Annotated in this window: 15 protein-coding genes; 5 read left to right on the top strand and 10 right to left on the bottom strand. The window is 60.3% G+C overall.

Going from position 1 to position 17421, the window contains the following annotated elements; translation table 11 throughout:
* Positions 1-3 precede the first annotated feature (3 nt).
* The 4 genes from PHQ58_RS01460 to PHQ58_RS01445 form a co-directional block, all read right to left on the bottom strand.
* Positions 4-1134: a succinylglutamate desuccinylase/aspartoacylase family protein gene (locus tag PHQ58_RS01460; protein ID WP_300106011.1), complete on the bottom strand. Its 1131-nt coding sequence runs from the start codon at positions 1132-1134 to the stop codon at positions 4-6.
* An 18-nt stretch (positions 1135-1152) separates the two neighbouring features.
* Positions 1153-1866 carry an ABC transporter permease subunit gene (locus tag PHQ58_RS01455; protein ID WP_300106010.1) on the bottom strand — a complete coding sequence of 238 codons (714 nt, stop codon included), beginning with the start codon at positions 1864-1866 and terminating at the stop codon, positions 1153-1155.
* Positions 1866-2564: an ABC transporter permease gene (locus tag PHQ58_RS01450; RefSeq protein ID WP_300106008.1), complete on the bottom strand. Its 699-nt coding sequence runs from the start codon at positions 2562-2564 to the stop codon at positions 1866-1868. The genes PHQ58_RS01455 and PHQ58_RS01450 overlap by 1 nt, the downstream gene beginning before the upstream one ends.
* A gap of 71 nt (positions 2565-2635) precedes the next feature.
* A complete protein-coding gene (locus tag PHQ58_RS01445) occupies positions 2636-3403 on the bottom strand; it encodes a transporter substrate-binding domain-containing protein (protein ID WP_300106006.1) in 768 nt (255 codons plus the stop codon).
* A gap of 193 nt (positions 3404-3596) precedes the next feature.
* On the opposite strand from PHQ58_RS01445, the gene PHQ58_RS01440 reads away from it, so the two are divergent.
* The 3 genes from PHQ58_RS01440 to PHQ58_RS01430 are packed head-to-tail and all read left to right on the top strand — an operon-like array spanning position 3597 to position 8585.
* Positions 3597-4598, top strand: coding sequence for an ABC transporter substrate-binding protein (locus tag PHQ58_RS01440; protein ID WP_300106005.1), 1002 nt, complete (start codon positions 3597-3599; stop codon positions 4596-4598).
* Positions 4595-7777 (top strand): EAL domain-containing protein, encoded by a 3183-nt coding sequence (locus PHQ58_RS01435; protein WP_300106003.1) that lies wholly within the window; start codon positions 4595-4597, stop codon positions 7775-7777. The genes PHQ58_RS01440 and PHQ58_RS01435 overlap by 4 nt, the downstream gene beginning before the upstream one ends.
* A 13-nt stretch (positions 7778-7790) precedes the next feature.
* Entirely contained in the window at positions 7791-8585 is a 795-nt protein-coding gene (locus PHQ58_RS01430; RefSeq protein ID WP_300106001.1) for an alpha/beta hydrolase, read from the top strand.
* Positions 8586-8597: 12 nt separating this feature from the next.
* On the opposite strand, the gene PHQ58_RS01425 is transcribed toward PHQ58_RS01430, so the two are convergent.
* From PHQ58_RS01425 to PHQ58_RS01400, 6 genes are all read right to left on the bottom strand, one after another.
* Entirely contained in the window at positions 8598-11309 is a 2712-nt protein-coding gene (locus PHQ58_RS01425; protein WP_300105999.1) for an ABC transporter permease, read from the bottom strand.
* Positions 11310-11359: 50 nt separating this feature from the next.
* The gene (locus PHQ58_RS01420; protein WP_300105997.1) at positions 11360-11653 is read right to left on the bottom strand and encodes an antibiotic biosynthesis monooxygenase; all 294 of its coding nucleotides are present in this window, start codon (positions 11651-11653) and stop codon (positions 11360-11362) included.
* Positions 11654-12051: 398 nt separating this feature from the next.
* On the bottom strand, positions 12052-13809 hold the full coding sequence (gene pabB / locus PHQ58_RS01415; protein ID WP_300105995.1) for an aminodeoxychorismate synthase component I: 1758 nt from the start codon (positions 13807-13809) through the stop codon (positions 12052-12054).
* 9 nt (positions 13810-13818) lie between these two features.
* Positions 13819-14535 (bottom strand): ABC transporter ATP-binding protein, encoded by a 717-nt coding sequence (locus tag PHQ58_RS01410; RefSeq protein WP_300105993.1) that lies wholly within the window; start codon positions 14533-14535, stop codon positions 13819-13821.
* Positions 14532-15653 carry a tRNA (adenosine(37)-N6)-dimethylallyltransferase MiaA gene (miaA, locus tag PHQ58_RS01405; RefSeq protein WP_300105992.1) on the bottom strand — a complete coding sequence of 374 codons (1122 nt, stop codon included), beginning with the start codon at positions 15651-15653 and terminating at the stop codon, positions 14532-14534. Before miaA ends, PHQ58_RS01410 begins: the two co-directional genes overlap by 4 nt.
* Positions 15653-16873 (bottom strand): multidrug effflux MFS transporter, encoded by a 1221-nt coding sequence (locus PHQ58_RS01400; RefSeq protein WP_300105990.1) that lies wholly within the window; start codon positions 16871-16873, stop codon positions 15653-15655. The genes miaA and PHQ58_RS01400 overlap by 1 nt, the downstream gene beginning before the upstream one ends.
* Before the next feature lie 70 nt (positions 16874-16943).
* Between PHQ58_RS01400 and PHQ58_RS23605 the strand changes: the two genes are divergently transcribed.
* Together PHQ58_RS23605 and PHQ58_RS01390 are read left to right on the top strand one after the other, a co-directional pair.
* Positions 16944-17105: a hypothetical protein gene (locus tag PHQ58_RS23605; RefSeq protein ID WP_367187257.1), complete on the top strand. Its 162-nt coding sequence runs from the start codon at positions 16944-16946 to the stop codon at positions 17103-17105.
* A 108-nt stretch (positions 17106-17213) separates the two neighbouring features.
* On the top strand, positions 17214-17420 hold the full coding sequence (locus tag PHQ58_RS01390; RefSeq protein WP_300105986.1) for a hypothetical protein: 207 nt from the start codon (positions 17214-17216) through the stop codon (positions 17418-17420).
* Position 17421: the final 1 nt, after the last annotated feature.

The raw sequence follows: 17421 nt of genomic DNA, 5'->3' as shown, positions 1-17421 counted from the left end.
GCCTCAAGCACCGAGCAGTTCGCCGCTGCGAAACGCGGTTGCACTGGCAATCTTGCCAAGCTCGCCACCTGCGGTGATGTAGCGGTCGCGAATGCGGGCGTAGAAAATGCCGGTTACGCCAGCGCACACGCGGTGAGTCTGGTTGGCAATCGGGTCGATGACCTCGGCCACCAAATCGCCAGCCTTCAAGACTTGGCCAATGTCTGCTGCAAACACGACCACGCCGGGTGCGGGTGCGTGCAATGACTCTGAGCCCGCCAACGGCGTGGCAGCGCACAACGCAGCTGGCACGGCAGGCGGCTGGCTGCAGGCCAAAACTCCAAGGTGCTGCAGCCAGGCAACGATGGCTTGCGCGTCTTTTTGTGCCCAGGCGTGGCTCACATCCAGTTCGCCACGCAACTCAATGGTGGTGCTGCAGCAGCCTTGCGGCAACGGCACATCAACACCCTTGGCCTTGAGCCGGTCGGCCAGTTGCCACCAGGCGCCCGACAGGCATTCGTCAATGGGGCGGTTGCCTGAGCTTTTGGCCAGCAAAATGGCCTCAGCCCCCAGGAAGTGCGCCAATTCCTGCATGTGTGGCCAGCAAGCCTCTTCGGTGTAGAAGTGCAACACCCCTTCGCAGTCGCAGTGCAGGTCCAGCACATCGTCGGCATCGTGCGCCAGGGTCAGCAAAGTGCGGCGCAGGCTCTGCAACTCGGTCTCAGGACGCCAGTTTTTCAAGTAAGTGCCCACCGCTTGGCGCACGGTTCGCACGTTGGCTTGCGCGTCTTGCCCAAGCACATCGCGCACGGCAGGCTCTACCGCCGCAGCCAGGTCAGGGTAGTGACGGTTGAAATTTTCCGAGGTGTCCAGCTCAAAACGGCCCATCGGCTTGTGGTCCAGCCGCTGCGCCAGACCAATTGGGTTAGCCACGGGCACCAGCACAATTTCGCCCTGAAGTTGCCCGGCTGTCTCAGCGGCTTCAAACAAGGCACGCAAATGGTGCGCCACCAGCATGCCGGGCAGTTCCTCGGCGTGCAGGCTGGCTTCGATGTAAATCTTGCGGCCGCTGCCGGGCGTGCCAAAGTGAAAGCTGGTCAGGGTTTTATGGCTGCCCAGACTGGGCGACAACAGGGGGTGATCAACACGTTGCATGGCAAGTCGTCTTTTGGGTTAGTGTTTTTGGGGGGCCAGATACGCCAGCAGCCGGCCTTCCGAGAAGCGGAAGAAGCCAATCAGACAAAACGAGGCTGTCAGATAGATGGCGGCAGCCGCCAGATAGGCCTCAAACGGTAAATAGTAGGTGGCATAAATGCGGCTGGCGGCTGACGTGACATCCAGCATGTTGGGCACGGCACTGGCCAGACTGGTGCTGTGCAGCATCATCACCACCTCGTTGCTGTAGGCGGGCAAGGTGCGGCGCATGGCGCTGGGCAACACCACCCGCAGCATGGTCTGAAAACGGCTCATGCCATAGGCGTGTGCGGCTTCAATCTCGCCCGCACTGGTTTCCCTGATGGCTCCGGCCAGCATCTCGGCGGTGTAGCCAGCGGTGTTCAGGCTGAAGGCCAGCAGCGCGCAAAAGAAAGGCTCCTTGAAATGGGTCCAGGGCCAGACCGAGTCCCAGCGCACCTGAATCCACTCCAGTTGACCCAGGCCGTAATAAATCAGGTAGACCTGAATCAAAAGCGGGGTACCACGAATGACAAAGGTGTAGGCGCTGACCAGCCAGCGCAGCGGTGCCCACGGCCCGGTCAGGATCAAGGCAAAGACCAGTGCCAGCACCGCGCCCACCGCCAGCGACGAGAACAGCAGCCACAGGGTGATGACGATACCGTTGCCAAACAGCGCCAGGTTGTCGGGCTCAAAAATGACGGCCCATTCCATTACAGCTGCCCCCGTTTGGTGCCTAGGCTGTAGCGGGCGTTAATTTTTTTCAGGACATACAAGCTGATCGTGGTGTAAAGCAAAAAAAGCGCCCCCGTGAACAAAAAGAACATGAAGGGCGAACGCGTGGCAGAGCTGGCCTGCTTGGCCAGATACGTCATTTCCTGCAAGCCAATCAGGCTCACCAGTGCGGTGGCCTTGATTAGTACCAACCAGTTGTTGGTGAAGCCGGGGAGGGCGTAACGCACCATTTGCGGCAGGGTGATGCGTACAAAGGTCTGTGTACGGCTCATGCCAAAGGCCCAGGCCGCTTCCATCTGGCCTTTGGGAATGCTCAAAATGGCACCGCGAAAGGTTTCGGTCATGTAAGCGCCGTAAATGAAGCCGATGGTGATCACACCCGCGGCAAAGGGTTCGATGTCGATAGTGGCCTCAGAGCCCATCTTTTCAAGCAAGGTATTGATGCCGATGGTGCCACCGTAAAACACCAGCAGCATCAGCACCAAATCGGGGATGCCGCGGATGATGGTGGTGTAAAAAGTACCCAAACCCACGAGAGTCGGGCGGCCTGAGAGCTTGGCAGCAGCGCCCAGCAACCCCAGGATGATGGAGACCACCAGCGCGCCCAGAGACACGCCCACCGTGAGCAAGGAACCCTGCAAAATAACCAGAAGGTACGACTGCGTGTTGGACGTCATTTGGAGAAAATCAGGAAACCGGTGGGTTGGCCCGTGCAGCGGTGCAACAGGCCAACCATTTAAACAATTGCTTACTTGCCGTACACGTCAAACGTGAAGTATTTGTCGTTGATGGCTTTGTATTTGCCGTTGCCACGAATCGCCTTGATGGCGGCGCTGAGTTCTTTCTTCAGGTCGGCCTGGCCTTTGCGCAGGGCCACGCCAGCGCCGGTGCCAAAGTACTTGGGAATGTAGAGCGCGTCGCCGACAAACTGGTAAGCGTCGCCACCTGGCTTGCTCAGGAAACCGCCCAACACTTCCTGGGTGTCAGCCACGGTGCCGTCCAGACGGCCAGCCTTGATGTCCAGGTAAACCTGGTCTTGCGCGTCATAAGACACCACTTCCACACCCTTGGTCTTGAGTTCGCCCAGGGCGTATTTTTCTTGTGTGCTGGCTTTCAGCACGCCAATTTTCTTGCCCTTGATGGAGGCTGGGTCGGTGAACTTGATGTCTTTCTTCAAGACGATCTTGCTCGGGGTGTTGTAGTACTTGTCGGTGAAGTCGACTTGTTTGAGGCGTTCTTCGGTGATCGACATCGAGCTGATGATCACGTCGTATTTCTTGGCCATCAGACCGGGAATCATGCCGTCCCAGGCTTGTTCGACAAACACGCACTTGCGCTTGATCTGTTCACACAGGGCGTTGGCAATGTCCACGTCAAAACCGGTGGGTTTGCCGTCAGCCGTTTTGAAGGTGAAGGGCTCATAGGTGGGGTCAATGGCAACCTTGAGGTCTTTGCCCTGGGCAAAGGCAGTAGCGCACAGGGCGCTGATGGCAGCAGCTAACAAGAGTTTTTTCATGGAGCAACTTTCTCAAATAAGCCGAGGTTTTCCCCGGTGGGTTAACGAAAAATTAAAAACTGATTCTACGGCTGGGGTCAGCGGGCAAAGGTTCTGGTTTCTACTAGGGCTTTGGTTTATTCCGGAACACTTGGAATCACATGCAATCATCGTGCCCAAAAAGACCGGGGCATCGGGCCATAATTGATTTGTCATGACACGCCGCACAAATACCGCCATTTCACGACGCCACTTGCTGGGCGCGATGGGCAGTGCGGGGATGCTGCCCGCGCTGTCAGCGTGCAACTGGTGGCAAGATTCGGCCGTGGCGGTGGCCGCTCATGTGTGGCTGGGTTACGAGCCGATGTTTCTGGCGCGTGACCGGGGTTGGCTGGACGCCACCCGGGTGACGCTGCTTGAAACACGTTCGGCCGTTGATTCCATGGCGGCACTGCGGGCCGGCACGGTGCAGGCAGCAGCCCTCACGCTTGATGAGGTGCTCGGGGCAAGGGCCACCGGCTTGGCGCTTTCCGTGGTGCTGGTGTTCAATGTGTCTTTGGGCGCAGACATGTTGCTGGTGCGCCCCGGCATCACCCAATTGGCCCAACTCAAGGGCTTGCGTGTGGGTTATGAGGCCAGTTCGGTCGCTGAGGTGATGCTGGCTGAAATTTTGCGGGCCGCCGGCTTGGCGCGCCAAGACATTGAGCTGCTGCAGATCAGGGTGGAGGACCAACCCAAAGCCTGGCAACGCCGCGCGGCGGACGCCTTCATCAGCTACGAGCCGATGGCCACCCAGCTGCTCGCGCAGGGCATGACGCGTCTCTTTGACAGCAGGCAGATTCCCAACACCATTGTTGACGTGCTGGCGGTGCGCAGTGACGCACTTGACCACGCCCATGCCAAGGCGCTCAGGCACCTGATTGACGCCCACTTTCACGCGCTTGATGACCTGACCCGTAACCCTCAGGATGCAGCTTACCGCATGGCCGGGCACCTGAATTTGCCTGCTGCGGGGGTTTTGTCCGCGTTTCGGGGTTTGATGTTGCCCACGCTGGCCAACAACCACCGCCTGCTTGCGGGTAATGACCCACAATTGCTGACAACCGCCAGGCGGGTGGCAGACATCCTGCTTCGCATCGGCATCTTGTCCCGAAGCGATGACTTGACTGATCTGATCAATGCCCGTTATTTGCCCACTGAGGGGTTGCTTAAATGATGGTTGCACGGTTTTGGCGTTTGTTTTGCCTGCTGGCATGCTTGGCGTGCCTCACCGGTTTGAGTGGGCTGGCTCAGGCCGCCGAGCCGATACGGATTGCAGTGCTGGCGTTTCGCCCGAAGCCGCAAGCGCTGACCCAGTGGCAACCCCTGGCTGCCGCCCTGAAAGCCGCCATCCCAGAGCGTGATTTTGTCGTTCAGGCCTACACCCTGACTGAATTGGATGCCGTGGTGGCCGCCCGACAGGTGGACTTTGTCCTGACCAACCCGGGCCACTATGTGCTGCTGACCCGACGCAGTGGCCTGCAAGCGCCCCTGGCGACGCTGTTGATGGATGAGGGCGGCCAAGAAACATCGGCGTTTGGCGGTGTCATGTTGACCCGGTCTGATCACCCGCCGATTGCAAGCCTGGCTGACTTCAAGGGCCTGACCCTGGCCACCGTTGGACAGGATTCTCTGGGTGGCTACCAAATGCAGGCCTATGAGTTGCTGCAAGCGGGTGTCAATCTGACACAAGACACCAAGTTGTTGGTCACCGGCATGCCTCAAGACAAAGTCGTCAGCGCGGTGCTTGAGGGTCAGGCCGATGTCGGCTTTGTGCGCTCTGGTCTGCTCGAAGCCATGGCGCGCGAAGGCAAGCTGGACCCCAGTCGTGTGACGGTCATCAATGCCCAAAAATTGAGCGCTTTTCCTGTGAAATCATCCACCGCCTTGTACCCTGAGTGGCCTTTTTCTTACCTGGTGCATGTAGATGAACGGCTGGCGCGGCAAGTGACCGCGGCGTTGTTTTTGATTGGCAGCGATTCGCCAGCAGCGCGCGCCATGGGCATTCGCGGTTTCTCTGTGCCAGCTGATTACACCCCGGTGGCTGATGTGTTGCGTGCCCTGCGCATGCCACCCTTTGACGTTGCACCGGCATTCACCTGGCGCGATGTGGCCATGCGTTACCGCTTGCCGCTGGTGATAGCAGGTGTGGCACTGACGCTTATTTTGCTGCTCAGTGGCCGGCTGTGGCTGACGGGCCATCGTTTGCGCGCTGAGAAACAGCGGGTGGTGCAGCAGCAGCAAGCCTTGATCGAGAGCGAATTCCGCTGGAAATTTTCAGTGGGTGCGGCCGGTGGTGGCTTGTGGGATTGGGATGTGGCGGCTGGCACCTTGTTCCTGTCAGACACCTGGAAAGCCATGCTGGGTTATGCGCCCAACGCGTTGAGCCAAAGCACCGATGAGTGGGAATCGCGCGTGCACCCGGACGACCACGATGCCGCCCTGGAGGCCCTGAACCTTTGCTTGAGCAGCCAGACCGAGTTTTACGTCAGTGAAAACCGGGTGCGCTGCGAGGACGGCAGCTACAAGTGGCTGCTGGAGCGCGGCCAGGTGGTGAGCCGCGATGCGGCTGGGGCGCCACTGCGCATGATTGGCATCGACACCGACATCACCGAACGCAAGTTGTCTGAAGAAAAAATCCAACTGGCCGCGAGCGTGTTCAGTTCGGCCCGCGAGGGCATTTTCATCACCAATGCCAACGGCATCATCATCGACATCAACAGAGCCTTCTCCCTGATCACCGGCTACAGCCGCGAAGAGGCCATTGGCCAAAGCCCGCGCATACTGAAATCGGGTGTGCAAAGCGAGGCTTTTTATGCCGCCATGTTTGCCGATCTGAAGGCGAAGGACCATTGGTACGGCGAGGTCTGGAACCGGCGCAAAGATGGTGCGTTGTATGCCGAGATGCTGACCATCAGCGAGGTGCGTGATGCCCGTGGCCAAGTCACACACTACGTGGCCATCTTTGTTGACATCACCGCCCTCAAAGAGCACCAGAAGCAGCTGGAGCACATCGCCCACTTTGATGCGCTCACCAACCTGCCCAACCGGGTGTTGCTGGCCGACCGCATGCACCAAGCCATGGTGCATGCGCAGCGCCGTGGCCAGACGTTGGCGGTGGCTTACCTGGACCTGGACGGGTTTAAGCTCATCAACGACACCTATGGACATGGCGCCGGCGACCAGCTGCTGGTGGCGGTGTCACAAGCGGTGAAGCTGGCCATGCGCGAAGGCGACACGCTGGCGCGCATTGGTGGTGACGAATTTGTCGCGGTGCTGGCTGATTTGACCGATGCCACTGATTGCCAAAACACGCTGAACCGCTTGCTGACTGCTGCCGCCCAACCCATGCCGTTTGGCGACTTCCAACTGCAGGTGTCGGCCAGCCTGGGCGTCACATTTTTTCCGCAGGCAGACCCAGTTGACGCCGACCAGCTGATGCGCCAAGCAGACCAGGCCATGTACCAGGCCAAGTTGTCTGGCAAAAACCGTTACCACGTGTTTGACGCAGTGTTAGACCGCAGTGTGAGGGGCTTGCATGAGCGCATTGACGAGATCGCCCGGGCGCTCAGCAGCCAGGAATTTGTGCTGTATTACCAGCCCAAGGTGAATCTGCGCACCGGCCAGGTGGTGGGGGCCGAGGCACTGATTCGCTGGCAACACCCGTCCAAAGGCTTGCTCAGCCCGGCGTTGTTTTTGCCAGTCATTGAAGACCACTTGCTCAGTGTGGCACTGGGCGACTGGGTGATTGATGCGGCGCTGAAGCAGTTGGGCCAATGGCAGGCGCTGGGCCTGACTCTGCCTGTAAGCGTGAACGTGAGTGCGCGCCAATTGCAGGGCGATGACTTTGTGAAAAAACTGTGCGACGCATTGGCCCAGCACCCCGCCGTGTCGCCCGCCTTGCTGTCCATCGAGGTGTTGGAAACCAGCGTACTGGAAGACCTGGGGCATGTGGCCGACATCATTTCGGCGTGTGCCCGCCTGGGCGTTACCTGCGCGCTGGATGATTTTGGTACGGGTTACTCGTCGCTGACCTACCTCAAGCATTTGCCGGTAACGCTGATCAAGATTGACCAGAGTTTTGTGCGCGACATGTTGGCCGATGCCGATGATTTGTCGATTTTGCAGGGTGTGATTTCTCTGGCGCGGGCCTTCCAGCGCGACGTCATCGCCGAGGGCATGGAAACTCGCGAGCACGGCACACGCTTGTTGCAACTGGGCTGCGAGCTGGCGCAGGGTTACGGCATTGCACGGCCCATGCCGGCCGCCGATGTGCCGCACTGGCTGGCCACCTGGCAGCCTGACCCCGCTTGGCAATTGTTGGTGGATGCCCCGCCAGCGCTGGAGCCGACTTGACCGAGACACACCCATGAAGACACAAATAACTCAATATCTGCATTCACTTGCAGCGGCATTGGCCTTGATTGCAAGCATGGGTCTTACCCATGCCGGTGAACTTTTCAAGGTGCCAACGCGGCCGGATATACGGACGACGGTGTTTTGGCATGCCACAGAGGGGGCAACGGCAACGCTGCTTGTTTTTCCTGGCGGCGGCGGTGGTTTTGGCAAAGTCGAGGATGGTTGGCCGACCAGCAATAATTTTCTGGTGCGCACAGCCAGACTATGGGCGGCGCAGGGTTTCAACCTTGCCATTTTCGGGCGCCCCAACGACTCTGCCGAACTCGGCTATGAAGACCGTATTTCGGACAAGCACATGGCTGATGCAAAAGCCGTGCTGGATTGGGTTAAGAGGAAAAGCCCGGCACCTGTCTGGATCATGGGCACCAGCCGGGGCACGGTCAGCACGGCCGCCATGCTCATCAACATTCAGGACACCCAGATTGCGGGCGGTGTGGTCAGCTCAAGTGTTGTCGAGTACAAATATGCTGGCGCCTTGCCCCGGCAAGACCTGCCAATGATCAAAGTTCCGGTGCTGGTGTATCACCATGAACGAGACGAATGTCATGCCTGCCGGCCACATGAAGTGCCAAGCATCATCAGTGGTTTGAAAGGGAGCCCTGTCAAGAGGCTGATGATGGTTTCAGGCGGCGCGGACCCAAAAGGCAATCCCTGCGAGGCCAATCATTGGCATGGTTTCATCGGCATGGAGCCGCAAGCGGTCCTGGACATCAGCGACTGGATCAGGAAGCCAACGGCTAAATAAGCCGCGCATCACTCACCAATCTTCCTTCACTGCCAGCACCGCATCTTGCCCAGCCGCCGCGCGGGCAGCCAGCCAGGCGGTGACCGTGCCGGCAGCCACCACGGCCAGACACAGGCTGATCAGCTTGAGCCAGGGCAGCATCAAATCCATGGTCCAGTGAAAGCTTTGCGGGTTCACCACATGCACCAGCACGCCTGACACCACCAGGCCCAGCCCTAATCCGGCGAGCGCGCCCAGGCTGGTCCAGGCCATGCCTTCGAGCGCCACCACCGTCAAGATTTGCCGCTTGGTCAGGCCCAGGTGCACCAGCAAGCCAAATTCTTTGCGCCGTGCCAGCACCTGCGCGCTGAAGCTGGCGGCCACGCCAAACAGGCCAATCGCCACCGCCACTGCCTGCAGCCAGTAAGTGACGGCAAAGCTGCGGTCAAACACCTTGAGCGAGGTGCTGCGAATCTGGGCGGACGTGCCAAATTCGAGCAGCTCGCCCGCACCAGAGCCAGCAGCCAGGCCTGAAAGGTCAGGCTTGCTTGCCTTTTCAGTGCGGGTCGCTGGGTCTGACAAGGCGGCCTGATTTGCTGTGTTTCCCGACTGGGAGGTTGCCAGAGTTCGCAGCGCCTGCTGCACCTGCTCTGCCTGCGCCGGGTCATCCAGCCACAGCGCCAGGTCATTGGCGCGCTGGTCGCCGGTGAGGCGCTGAAAATCTTCTCGGCTGATGGCAATCGCACCGCTTTGGCGAGCGTAATCACGCCACACGCCTGCTACATAAAAAGTAGCTTCTTGCGCATCATTTATAAGGGCCAGAGGCCTAAAAGCCTTATAAATCTGTGGAAAGGCCTGGCCCACCCTAGCACCGTGCAAATCGACTACTGCTTCACTCACGTAGATGCCAATTTGCCCCTTTGGCACGGGCAAGGGTGGCGCCACCATGGGCAGGTTGCGTGCCGGGTCGTCGAGCTCGCGGGCCAGCAGCGCCACGGCGGGTAGTGACGCTTCTAACAACAGCGGCACTTGGCGCTGCGCTTGCAGCCGCGTCACTCCCGGCAACTTGGCGGCGGCCCGGACAAATTCCGGGCTGAAGAACACCGTGTCTGACGCACCCAGGTTGCCGCTGCTGCGCACATACAGATCCGCCGGTAGCACCACGTTAAGCCACTGCGTGACCGATTCGCGAAAACTCGCCACCATCACCGTGAGCGCCACCGCCAGGCTGAGCGATGCCACCACACCGCTCACCGCCACGGCAGCCGTTTCACGCTGGTGCCGGGCGCGCGCCACGGCCAGCAGTGGCAAGGTCTGGCGCGCCACCAGCGGGGCGATGCGGTCCAGCAGCAAGCCCACCAGCCAGGGCAGGGCGGTGATGCCACCCAGCAACAGAAAGGCGACCGACACATATGCAGCTATTGGCATGCCAAATACGGCTGGGACCCTTGTCAATAATGCGCCAGCAGCTATCAAAAAAAGACTAAACCAGTGGCTGTGAGCAGCGCCAGAATGCCCCAGACCTTTGAGGGTTTGCGCTGGCGGCAAGGCTTGGGCCTGGCGCGCTGGCCACCAGCCACCCGCCAGCGCGGCCGCTACACCCAGCACGCCGTAGCCGGCGGCAGCCCAGCCGTCTAACTGCAAGCGGGGCGCGGCCCCGGAAAAAAAGCCGCCGCCCAAGTCACCACCCAGTACGTTCAAGGCCAGCGCCGCCAGCCCGGCACCCAAGGCCAGGCCGCACACGCTGCCCACGACCCCTAAGCCCAAAGACTCCCACAGCACCAGCGTCAGGCGCTCACGTCCACTCAAACCCAGTACTGCCAGCAGGGCAAATTGCTGCGCGCGTTTGGCCACGCTGAGCGCCAGCACCGAAAACACCAAAAACGCCCCGGTGAACAGGGCAATCAGCGCCAACACCGTCAGGTTGACCCGGTAGGCCTGCGACAAATTGTTGATTTGCGACTGCGCATCACTTGGTTGTGCCACGGTGACACCTGCGGGCCAATCGGGCAGCGCTTGCAGGCGGCGGGCGAAGTCGTCACGGTTCACGCCGAGTTTTAGCGTTAAGTCAATGCGGCTGAGCTGGCCCAGTTTGCCAAACAATTCCTGCGCTGCGCCAATGTCCATTACCCCCAATGCCGGGCCGCTGGCGCGCACGCTGCCTGCCACGTTCACATTGAGCCATTGCATGCCGCTTTGCAGTTGCAGGGTCTGTGCTGCCGGTTTGGGGCTCACGGCGCTGTCGTGGGCCTCGGTGTCCAAGACCGCCAACAAGCGTTGCGCCGCCGGGTTAAGAAACACCTGTCCCGGCGCAAACAAGGCAAAGCGTGTTGTCTTTTTGTCTTCATTTACGTCAGGCCGGCGCGGTATCGGAATCAAGTCTGGCGCCATGCGGGCCACCGCCAGCGCATCCACCCCCACCACTTTGAGCGACTGCTTGCCGCTGGCAGTGCGCAGGTAGCTGCCCACTTCAAGCACTGGGGCGGCCTGCGCCACCTCTGGCAGCTTGGCCACCCGGCCAAACAAGGCCTCGTCAAACTGTCCTTGTGCGGCGCGCAATTCAAGGTCGCTCTGGCCCGACACGGCGCGTGTGGCCTGGGCAAATTCGTCGAGCGCGCTGGCGTTGATCAGGTGCACGGAAAACGCCAATGCGACGCCCAGCATGACCGCCACCACCGCTGCGGCATTGCGCCACGGGTGCTGGCGCAACTCTTGCCACGAGAAGGTTTTGAGGAGGTCAAGCATGGGGTCGGGGCCGTCCTGACTGTCGGGTGCCAATCTGGACAGGCATCAAGTCATTGTGCAAAACTGTATTCTCGCGTGAGTTCAGCCACCTGCACGGTGTAGGACTCGTACCACGTGCTGCGTCCGAGTTGCTGGGCAAGCACATGTTCCGAGTGCGCCTTCCAGGCACGGATGTGTGCCTCAGACGGCCAATACGACAGGGCGATTTCGTCCTGGCCTTCGGTGACGGCGGTGAACTCAAGGCAGCCGAATTGCCCCAGCGCCAGCTCACGCATGCGGGCAGCGACCACGGCGTATTCGTTATCGGTTTGGCGAACCTTGGCGCGAAAGATCACGACGAACATGGCGTTCCTTGAAGTCGGCCACTGCAGGCAGTGGGGTAGGTGAAGCATTTACACATTCTGGTGCCTGTCGTTCTGCAGAAACCAGATGGGGTCAGCATAGCGGCGAACGAATTCTTCTACAGACTAGCCATTTAAGTTGGCGGTCGCTTTCCTGCTTTTGTTTACCGTCAATGAAGATCGTCATGTAGGTCAATTAGCGCTGCTCTTTATCGACCTTTTCCTGGGGCGCGAGTTTCCGTTTGGTCATGCAGAGGACGCGTAGACATGGTTTTCAAAAGTATCAGGCCCGTGGAAATCTAACGGGATCTGTGCCACGTTTTTTGCCCTGAAGTGTGTCTTGGCAAGCCAAGAGAAACATTGAAGCGAGCTTCTGTCAAGGGTTCCAAACCAGCAGCTATTCAAACCAGCCGCGCATCCAGCCAGCCGCGCAAGCTGTTCACAAACGCCAGCGCCTGCACACGTGGCAAGTCCGCCACGCGCACCACGGCCTCAACCAGGCGGCCTTCTTTCAAACACATCTCACGCCCGACGCCGTCCAGCAACCCGCAGTGCAAGGGCGGTGTCACCCAGCGACCGTCCAGCAGCAGGGCGATGTTGCCGCGGGTGCATTCGGTCAATTCACCGGCGGCGTTGTAGAGCAGGGTGTCGAACACGCTGGGGTCGGTCGGGGCAAAGGCTTCGTAGTGCGCACGGCGGGTGGTTTTGAAGCGGGTAAATTCGCTGTGTGCTTCTTCAAAATGTGTAGCTGCCAGCGCAATATTAACGGGGGCTATAGGCTGATTTAATATAAATTTTTCAACGTGAGGCTCGCCATTGGCATTCAGCAGCAGACGCACGCGCCAAGCGGTGGTGGGTGCAGCCAGTGCCTCTGCAGTCAGCGCGTCCAGCGGCTTCCGCACACAGACTTCATCAAATACATAGCCAAAATGCCTTGCAGCCCTAGATAAACGTGCGAGATGCACTATTAAATTAATATAAACACCGTTTTCCAGACGCAGCGTTTCCAGCAACTCAAACGCCTCGCTGGCGCGGTCCAGAAAGCCGCGTTTGTGCTGCCACTCTTGCCATTCGGCTTGCGCTGTGGCGTCAAAGGTGATGCCGCTGCCAATGCCGCAGCTGGCTGCATTGCCGCGCAAAGTGACGGTGCGAATGGCGACGTTAAAGGTGGCGTGCCCACCCGGGCGCACCACGCCAATGGCACCGCAGTAAATACCGCGCGCTTGGATTTCGAGCGTTTTGATGGCGTGCATGGCCTGCACTTTGGGCGCACCGGTGATGGAGCCACACGGGAACAGCGCGGCAAACACGTCGGTCAAGCTGGTGCCGGGCCGGGTGCGGGCGGTCACGTCGGACACCATTTGAAACACCGTCGGCAGGGTTTGCACCGTGAACAGCGAGGGCACTTGCACAGAAAAAGGTTCGGCGATACGCGACACATCGTTGCGCAGCAGGTCGACGATCATCACGTTCTCGGCCCGCTCCTTGGGCGACGCCAACAGCGCTTTGACCAAGGCGTCGTCTTCTGCGCTGGTGTTGCCGCGCGGCGCGGTGCCTTTCATGGGGCGCGTCAGGATGCGACCGCTTTGGCCTGTGGGCCCGGGCTGCCAGTCAAAAAACAGCTCGGGCGACACTGACAGCACCTGCTCAAAACCAGTGTCCATAAAGGCCGCGTAGCCGTTGGGCTGGGCGCGCTGCAGGCGGTTGAACAGCGTCAAGGGTTCACCCGTGAACGCGCCGTGCAGGGCTGCGGTGAAGTTGACCTGGTAAAACTCACCCGCCGCAATGGCTTGGTGAATTTGGGCCATGTGGGTGTCAAAGTCAGCGCGGCTCAGGGTGCTGTGCCACTGCGCTCGGGTGTCTGCATCGTGGCTTGTGTCGTCCTCAGGCCAGGGCAAAGGCTGGGCGTAGACGCCAAACCAGACCAGCGGGCCATCAGTGTCATGCACGGCAAATGCCGCATCAAACGCCGGGGCCGCTTCATAACGCACATAACCCACGCACCACAGGCCTTGTTGGCTCAGGGCATCGACCGCGTCAAGCACGGGTTTGACCTGTGCGTGTGTGTGCGCTACCAGAACTTGCAGCGGCGCATCAAAGGCGCAGCGCAAGGCGGCATCGGTGGCGTGTGGGTTGCAAAAATCAATCAGAACTTGCATGCAAGATTTTCAGGTTGCCGCGACGTTGGACGCGTTCAGCACCGTAGTATCAGAGCCCTCTGGGCTGGCGGCCGTGCTGTGCGTCACCAGCCCGGCTGCGGTCAGGGTCAGCACCCGATCAGCGCGCTGGGCCGCGGCCACCGAGTGCGTCACCAGCACCATGGCGGCGCCACTCAAGCGTGCTTGGCCGATCAAGGCGTCCATCACTTTTTCTGCGGTGCGCGGGTCAAGGTTGCCGGTGGGCTCGTCGGCCAGCAGCAGCTTGGGCGCGTGGATGAGCGCGCGGGCAATGGCCACGCGTTGCAACTGGCCGCCACTGAGCTGCTGCGGCAGGCGCTCACCCAAGCCTTGCAGGCCCACCGCCTCCAGCATGGATTGCACGCGTGCGTCGTCATGGCGGCCTAGCAGCATCAGTGGCAGCGCCACGTTTTGCGCCACGCTCAAGTGCGGAAGCACGTGAAACGCCTGAAACACAAAGCCGGTTTTGGCGCGGCGCAGGTGCGCCAGTTGCGCGTCACTCAACTGGCTCAGGTCTTGCCCGTCTAGCCGCACGCTTCCCGCTTGCCAGGTGTCAAGGCCGGCCATGCAGTTGAGCAAGGTGGATTTGCCCACGCCCGATTCGCCAATGATGGCGACAAACTCGCCCGCTGCCACGTGCAGCGAGACATCGCTGAACACCGGCACGCTGCCGTAGTGCTTGCTCAGATTTTTGACTACCAGGCTCATGCTGGGTCGTCCAAAAATTCTTTAACCAGTTTGAGCGCATGTTCCAACGCATCGGGTGCGTCGCACGCCACCACTTGCCGATCTGGCGTTGAGCGCAGCCAGGTGATTTGGCGTTTGGCCAGTTGGCGCGTGGCGGCGATGCCTTTGTCGCGCAAGTCGTTCAAGGCGCTTGGGCTGGTTGGGCCGGGTGTGTCAAGCGCGTCAAGGTATTCCCAAGCCTGGCGGTAGCCCACGCAGCGCATCGACGGTAAATCGGGGTGCAGGTCGCCGCGCGCGCGCAGGGCCTTGACCTCGTCCAGAAAGCCAACGGCCAGCATGGCGTCAAAACGCTGGGCAATGCGCTGGTGCAGCCAGGCGCGGTCCAGTGGCTCCAATGAAATCAGCAGGCTGTCTGCATTGCTTAAGCTTTTTTGACCTGTAGCCCTTATAGATGTTGCGTGAGTAGCTATTGAATCAGAAGCAGTAAATGCGTTTGCCAACGATGTTGAAGAATTTATAACTATTTGGGCTGTAGCCCCCGTGGATGTTGCGTCAGTAGCTATGTTTTTTGCTGTATGAAAGGATGACAGCGGCTGGCCGGTGGCGCGGTACACCTCTAGCGCGCGGGAGATGCGCTGCGAGTCCGCCGGGGCCAGACGTGCGGCGGTGATGGGGTCAACCTGCGCCAGTTCGGCATGCAGGGCGGGCCAGCCCATGCGCTCGGCCTGAAGCTGCAACTCGGCGCGAATGGCCGGTTCGGCGTGCGGCATGTCGTCCAGCCCGTCACGCAGCGCTTTGAGGTAAAGCATGGTGCCGCCCACCAGCAGCGGCAGCTTGCCGCGTGCGGTGATGTCTGCCATCAAACGGCGCGCATCGGTGGCAAATTCAGCCGCGCTGTAGGCGTGCAGTGGGTCGCGGATGTTGATCAGGTGGTGCGGCACGGCGGCCAGTTCAGCCGCCGTGGGCTTGGCCGTGCCAATGTCCATGTCGCGGTAAACCAGGGCTGAGTCGACGCTGATGATCTCGACCGGCCAGGCCTGTGCTATCGCCATAGCGGCGGCAGTTTTGCCAGATGCCGTGGGGCCGACGATGGCCAGGTAGCGGGGCAGGGCGGCATGTGATGGAACTCCGGCTTCCATTATTTGGGTTCCCCATATTTCTGCACCAGTGTCCAGGCGGTCAGCGCAATCATTGCGCTCCAAAACCAGACCCCCAGCGTGAGCGGCCGCACCGAGCCATCCATGTGCCCACCCAGCCAGCTGCCCATGGCAAAGGCCGCCAACATCATCAAAAAGCCATTCACGGCAGACGCCGCACCCGCCGCATGCGGAAACGGGCCGACCGCGCCGCTCTGGCCACAGGGCTGGTGAATGCCATGGCCGATGACGAACAGAAGCTGCGCGGGCATGATGGCCCATATGCTTTGCACGCCCATCAGGCTGGGCAGCGCCATCAGCGTGCCACCGCTCAAAGATAACGCACCGGCCCATTTCAAGCTGCGGCGCACGCCAAAGCGCGGCAGCCAGTGCCGGCACAAAAAGGTGCCGCCGATGTAAGCCAGCGAGTTAAGCGCCATCAGCCAGCCGTATTGCGTTTTGCTCAAGCCCAGCACGTTCATGAAGACAAACGAAGACGCTGCCAAAAAGGTGAACAGTCCGCCGTAAGACGCCGCTGAAAGGGCTGAGAACGCCAGAAACGTCGGGTTGCACAGAATGCTTTTCCAGGTGGCCAGCAAGGTGGCGCCCTGCAGTGCGTTTGGGTTTTTGCGCTGCAGGGTTTCCTCAAATCGCCAGGCGATAAGCCCCAGTGTGATGGCGCCAAACACGGCCAGCGCCAGCAGGGCTGCGCGCCAGCTGAAGGCATCGGTCAGCAGCCCGCCGATGGGTGCGCTTAAAAATGCAATCACACCCAGGCCACTCAAACCCTTGCTCATGACCCTGGCGCCTTGGGTGGGGGCATACAGGTCTCGCACGATGGCGCGCGCGCACATCACCGCTGCGCCCATGGCCACGCCCTGCACAGCGCGCCAAACAATGAGCGCCAGCATGCTTGAGGCCAGGGTGCTGCCAATGGCCGCCAGCACATAGGCAGTCAGGCCAATCAGCAAAATGGGGCGCCTGCCAAACCGGTCAGACAGCGGCCCCCACGCCAGTTGCGACACGCCAAACGCCAGCAGTAGCGCGGTCAGGGTCAACTGCGCCTGTGCCATGGGGGCCGCAAAACCGCTGGTGATGATGGGCAGGGCGGGTAGATACAGGTCGGTGGTGACGGGTTGCAGGCCCAGCAATAGGGACAGCAACAACACGATCACGCCCGACGGCATGTTGGTGGGGGTGGCGTTTGATGTGGTTTCTGGCATGTCTTGGAGGGTATCAGACTGAGGTTTGCGGCTGGTCAAGTAAGCTGACTTTCCACACGATGCCAAGCAGGTGATCTTGCGCGTTAATCAGGCCTTTTTTGAGTTGACAGGTTATGCCGCGCACGATGTCGTTGGCCAGCACAGCAGTGTTTTGAAGGCCGACGATGCCATGTACCAGGCCAAGGCCGCTGGCCGAAACGCAGTACGGGTGTGGGGCGCGAAAATTTCGTGAATAGATGTAGAGGGCTTGCGATTTGTCCTCTCCGGTGATTTTTACTTGCGGTAGGGTTGAACGCAGGCGTGACAGACGCCTGCGTTCAATCACTTCCAGGAGTTCAGCATGACGAACAAACCAAACCCGCGTGACAAACAAAGCCCACAAACCGGCAAGGTCGAAAACGACACCAACAAGATGGGCGAGCAAGACGCCACCCAGTTGAATCAGGGCAAGCGCACGCCCGACAGCCGCAGCGACCGAGAGGCCCACGTGGGCGGCAGCAACCAGTCCCAGTCACGCCGCGGGCCAGTGGGCACGCCCAATCGGTGAG

The organism is Rhodoferax sp., from assembly GCF_028688795.1.
Classification (GTDB): Bacteria; Pseudomonadota; Gammaproteobacteria; order Burkholderiales; family Burkholderiaceae_C; genus Rhodoferax.
The sequence above is the reverse complement of the archived record's forward strand: the minus strand, read 5'-3'. Positions and strand labels throughout refer to the sequence as shown.

Excerpts from the sequence above, each read along its gene's own strand:
- PHQ58_RS01460 (WP_300106011.1), bottom strand. The coding sequence starts at position 1,134 with ATGCAACGTGTTGATCACCCCCTGTTGTCGCCCAGTCTGGGCAGCCAT.
- PHQ58_RS01455 (WP_300106010.1), bottom strand. The coding sequence starts at position 1,866 with ATGGAATGGGCCGTCATTTTTGAGCCCGACAACCTGGCGCTGTTTGGC.
- PHQ58_RS01450 (WP_300106008.1), bottom strand. The coding sequence starts at position 2,564 with ATGACGTCCAACACGCAGTCGTACCTTCTGGTTATTTTGCAGGGTTCC.
- PHQ58_RS01445 (WP_300106006.1), bottom strand. The coding sequence starts at position 3,403 with ATGAAAAAACTCTTGTTAGCTGCTGCCATCAGCGCCCTGTGCGCTACT.
- PHQ58_RS01440 (WP_300106005.1), top strand. The coding sequence starts at position 3,597 with ATGACACGCCGCACAAATACCGCCATTTCACGACGCCACTTGCTGGGC.
- PHQ58_RS01435 (WP_300106003.1), top strand. The coding sequence starts at position 4,595 with ATGATGGTTGCACGGTTTTGGCGTTTGTTTTGCCTGCTGGCATGCTTG.
- PHQ58_RS01430 (WP_300106001.1), top strand. The coding sequence starts at position 7,791 with ATGAAGACACAAATAACTCAATATCTGCATTCACTTGCAGCGGCATTG.
- PHQ58_RS01425 (WP_300105999.1), bottom strand. The coding sequence starts at position 11,309 with ATGCTTGACCTCCTCAAAACCTTCTCGTGGCAAGAGTTGCGCCAGCAC.
- PHQ58_RS01420 (WP_300105997.1), bottom strand. The coding sequence starts at position 11,653 with ATGTTCGTCGTGATCTTTCGCGCCAAGGTTCGCCAAACCGATAACGAA.
- pabB (WP_300105995.1), bottom strand. The coding sequence starts at position 13,809 with ATGCAAGTTCTGATTGATTTTTGCAACCCACACGCCACCGATGCCGCC.
- PHQ58_RS01410 (WP_300105993.1), bottom strand. The coding sequence starts at position 14,535 with ATGAGCCTGGTAGTCAAAAATCTGAGCAAGCACTACGGCAGCGTGCCG.
- miaA (WP_300105992.1), bottom strand. The coding sequence starts at position 15,653 with ATGGAAGCCGGAGTTCCATCACATGCCGCCCTGCCCCGCTACCTGGCC.
- PHQ58_RS01400 (WP_300105990.1), bottom strand. The coding sequence starts at position 16,873 with ATGCCAGAAACCACATCAAACGCCACCCCCACCAACATGCCGTCGGGC.
- PHQ58_RS01390 (WP_300105986.1), top strand. The coding sequence starts at position 17,214 with ATGACGAACAAACCAAACCCGCGTGACAAACAAAGCCCACAAACCGGC.